Raw genomic sequence first — 4,032 nt, 5'->3', positions numbered from 1 at the left:
CATAAATAATCAGCTAAAAACAGCTACCAATAAGTAGATCACTATGACCCCAAATCAGATAACAGATACAACCTACCAGCTCCACAATTTCATCAACCCGTTTGATAGGCAAGACAGTTATATTTTGCTTTCAGGAGGGTATTCAAAGACGCTAGTTATTGATAAAAATCGTCACTCTCCCACACGTTATTTGGGAATAAAAAACTGGGAACAACTAAAGTCAATATGGCCGGGGTTCACCCCTTTTGATGACGCTTACCTGATGCCATTCAGTCCGTTAAGCGAATCAAGATTTCGAAATAAACCCATAGCTGATGAATTCGTTGAGTATCAAAACATCTATCGTTATTTCGAAGAAAAGAGCATCAGGCAACAGCCAAAATCTACTCTCATTTGTTTGTGTATGTTGCTAGCAAAAAATTATGATGAGAAACTAGGCGGAATCCCAATGGGGATAAAAATGCTGGCCACTAGACTTGGAACTAACAGCCGTAAGATAACCGTCAGTATCAAATCACTCGAAGAAATGGGATTAATCGTTTTTCACCAAAGACGGGCAGATATCGACAAGGTGACTCTTCCTTGTTTTATTGAACCTACCAGCACATTTGTACTGAAATTTACGTCTCTATTTAGAAAAGGGAAAACAATACCAAAAGAAAAGCCAGAAGCAGGTACACCTAAGATTCAGACTGCCCCTGAACAAGATTATGACAACTTCATAAAAAGCATTGCCGCTCAAGAAAGCATCTATGATGACACAGAGGAAAACTTAACTTCCAAAAAGCCAGATTATTATCTACATGGTAAGGAAGGCTTCTTCTGGTATCAAAATAAAATATACACTCTTAAAGTGAGACTCTTGAACTTAGTAAGAAAGCCAAAGGTGGAGGAGGTGGTTAAAGCTCACGCCTATCGAGCTCTGCTCTAGATGCTTCGGGTGTAGCTACACCTAAAACAAAGGCACAGTTGTTTACGGCAGAATTACATGACACTATGTGTAGAACCTCAGTATACAAATATAACTCACTCTTACAGCTTGGTGCCTCGATTAGTCAAACAGAACACATGCAAATGAACATCATTATCATTAATATTCTGGCGACATAGTAATCGATAGTTGAACTACAGGATACTGTCACAACTTAAAGTGACTGAGTGACGATTATTTCATCAAAAACAGAACTATTGTCAACGTAAGAAACATAGCAACTTAAACCAACTGGGTAGTATATTGGGTAGTAAAATTCTAAATCAGACAATAAAAAACCACTAAGTTTTTGATTTTTAAATAATAAAAATTATTGCTCGACGAACAGATCCAGAACATCGAGTAATCCACGCACTCCGATCAAAAAAAGCCCTGAACTGTGTTCAGGGCTTTTTTAATGCTTGGCGTTATTTGTTGTCTGCCGCCAGTTTGGTCTTCGGCCTTGGTTCGCTCATCAAACCTTTGATCAGCGACACCGTCGCAATCAACAGCACAATGGTAAACGGCAGACCCGTGGTCACCGCCATTGCCTGAGCAGCAGCCAGACCGCCCCCCAGCATCAGAGCGATGGCCACCAAGCCTTCAAACGTACACCAGAACACGCGTTGAGGCGTCGGCGCGTCGACTTTACCGCCAGCGGCGATGGTATCGATAACCAGCGAGCCCGAGTCCGACGAGGTAATAAAGAACACCACTACCAGCACAATGCCGACAAAAGAGGTGATTTCAGCAAATGGCATCACATCCAGCATCGCAAACAATTTGAGTGGCAGGTCGGCGTTCATCACCGCTTCATAACCGCTGTTGATGTACTGACTGATCGCCGTACCGCCGAACGCCGTCATCCAGAACACACACACGGTTGATGGGATCAGCAGAACACAAATGATGAACTCGCGTACGGTGCGGCCACGGGAAACACGTGCGATGAACATGCCGACGAATGGCGACCAGGAGATCCACCACGACCAGTAAAACGCCGTCCAGCCTTGAGAATAGTTGGCATCTTCACGCTCAAACGGCATCGACAACGCTGGCAGATTGGTCAGGTACGAACCGATGTTATCGAAGAAACCGGTTACGATCGCCAGCGTCGGCCCCGCAATCACGATAAACAGCAGCAGCAACGCCGCCAGCCCCATGTTGATCTCCGACAGGCGCTTCACACCGCCATCCAGACCCGCCAGTACCGAAATCAGCGCCAGCGCCGTGATCACGATAATCAACACGATCTGGGTGGTGTCGCCCATCGGCACATCAAACAGGAAGTTCAGACCGGTCGCGGCCTGAGACGCGCCATAACCCAGCGACGTTGCCAGACCAAACACAGTCGCGACCACCGCCAGAATGTCAATCACATGACCAGTCCAGCCCCAGACGCGTTCCCCAAACAGCGGATAAAAGACTGAACGCATGGTCAGCGGCAGGCCTTTGTTGAATGAGAAAATCGCCAGACCCAGCGCCAATAAAGCGTAGATCGCCCACGGGTGCAGTGCCCAGTGATAAATGGTCGCCGCCATACCCAGTGAACGCGCTGCGTCAACATCGCCGGCCGCGCCATTGAGCGGTGCCCAGTCGGTACGCACACCGTTTTCCATCACCGGACCGCTCAGCGCAGTGCTGAAATGCGACATCGGTTCGGACACACCAAAGAACACCAGACCAATCCCCATCCCGGCGGCAAACAGCATCGCAAGCCAGCCTGAATAGGAATAATCCGGCACCGCTTCGGTCCCACCAATGCGAACCCGGCCCAATGGCGAAATCACCAGTGCCAGACACACCACCACAAAAAAGTTACCGGCCGACAGGAAAAACCAGTCCATGCTCGAGGTCAGCCAGTCACGCAAATGCACAAACAGCGGCTCAACTTGCTCACGAAAGATCAGCGTGGCAAAGACGAAAAACACCACCGCCAAACCTGAAATGGCAAACACCCGGTTATGGATATCAAGACCAAACGGCCCGAGATTCACCACCACATTATCCTGACCGACCGTGTAGTCGGTATCGATCGGGTCTACCTTGCCATCCGGACGCGGCAGACCTCCATTGTCACTACTCACTTTACTTCCCCTTAAAATCGTCAAAGCCCTAAATTAATTACGTTCTGTGACAGGGACTAAGATTAAAAAATTTAAAACACAGAACCTTATCAGTGTATAACAGCCCCATTGTAATCAATAAAATTCTCCTCACCAGGTAAGAAAAATCAGAATTTGCTGCCATTATTCAATTTGCGACACGCTGACGAACGCGGGAATGGTCTTGAGAAGATCCTGAGGATCGTGCTACTCTTCGCCTCCATTTTTCTGACCTAAATTTCACCAGCCATGCGAACGCATGCAGGTCAGTGCTATCTTTAACGTGTCGATGCAACAATATCGGCCTCACCCCGAACCAATGTGGAACCGTACAGATGGGCAAAGGTACTCTATATATCGTTTCAGCACCGAGTGGTGCTGGTAAATCGAGCTTAATTTCCGCGATGCTGGAAACCAATCCGACATACGCGATGAAAGTATCTGTTTCCCACACTACCCGTGGTATGCGCCCAGGTGAGCAAGATGGCGTACATTACCATTTCGTGCAAAAAGAGCACTTCGAAGACCTGATTGCGCAGAACGCGTTTCTGGAATACGCGGAAGTGTTCGGCAATTACTACGGCACATCCCGCATCTGGATCGAAGAGAATCTGGAAAAAGGCATCGACGTGTTCCTCGATATCGACTGGCAGGGGGCGCGTCAGATCCGCCAACAAATGCCACAGGCACGCAGTGTGTTCATTCTGCCACCGTCCAACGGTGAACTGGAACGCCGCCTCAACGCCCGTGGACAGGACAGCGACGCCGTGATCGCCAAGCGCATGGCCGAAGCTAAGTCCGAAATTTCACATTATAACGAGTATGATTACGTGATCGTTAACGACGACTTTGATGGTGCGTTAATGGATTTCAAAGCGATCATCCGTGCAGAAAGATTGAAGCAAGACAAGCAAGCTGCTAAATATAAAGGCATGCTTGACGCGCTACTGGCTGAGT

The 4,032-nt window shown here is 47.9% G+C and carries 3 protein-coding genes; 2 read left to right on the top strand and 1 reads right to left on the bottom strand.

What is annotated here, in order from left to right; translation table 11 throughout:
* The first annotated feature begins 43 nt into the window (after positions 1-43).
* Positions 44-931 carry a hypothetical protein gene (locus tag CAG65_RS05055; RefSeq protein ID WP_161452609.1) on the top strand — a complete coding sequence of 296 codons (888 nt, stop codon included), beginning with the start codon at positions 44-46 and terminating at the stop codon, positions 929-931.
* A 467-nt stretch (positions 932-1,398) separates the two neighbouring features.
* Here the strand turns inward: CAG65_RS05055 and CAG65_RS05050 are convergent, their stop codons facing one another.
* Positions 1,399-3,057: a BCCT family transporter gene (locus tag CAG65_RS05050; protein WP_161452607.1), complete on the bottom strand. Its 1,659-nt coding sequence runs from the start codon at positions 3,055-3,057 to the stop codon at positions 1,399-1,401.
* Positions 3,058-3,410: 353 nt separating this feature from the next.
* On the opposite strand from CAG65_RS05050, the gene gmk reads away from it, so the two are divergent.
* Positions 3,411-4,032 (top strand): guanylate kinase (gmk, locus tag CAG65_RS05045; RefSeq protein WP_021704629.1); only part of this gene is annotated, 622 nt, incomplete at its 3' end.

Origin of the sequence: Vibrio sp. V39_P1S14PM300 (genome assembly GCF_009904765.1) — a bacterium.
Classification (GTDB): Bacteria; Pseudomonadota; Gammaproteobacteria; order Enterobacterales; family Vibrionaceae; genus Vibrio; species Vibrio proteolyticus.
This window is presented reverse-complemented; position numbering and strand designations above follow the sequence as displayed.

Bases quoted from the DNA above. Each gene is read 5' to 3' on its own strand.
- CAG65_RS05055 (WP_161452609.1), top strand. From the start codon at position 44: ATGACCCCAAATCAGATAACAGATACAACCTACCAGCTCCACAATTTC.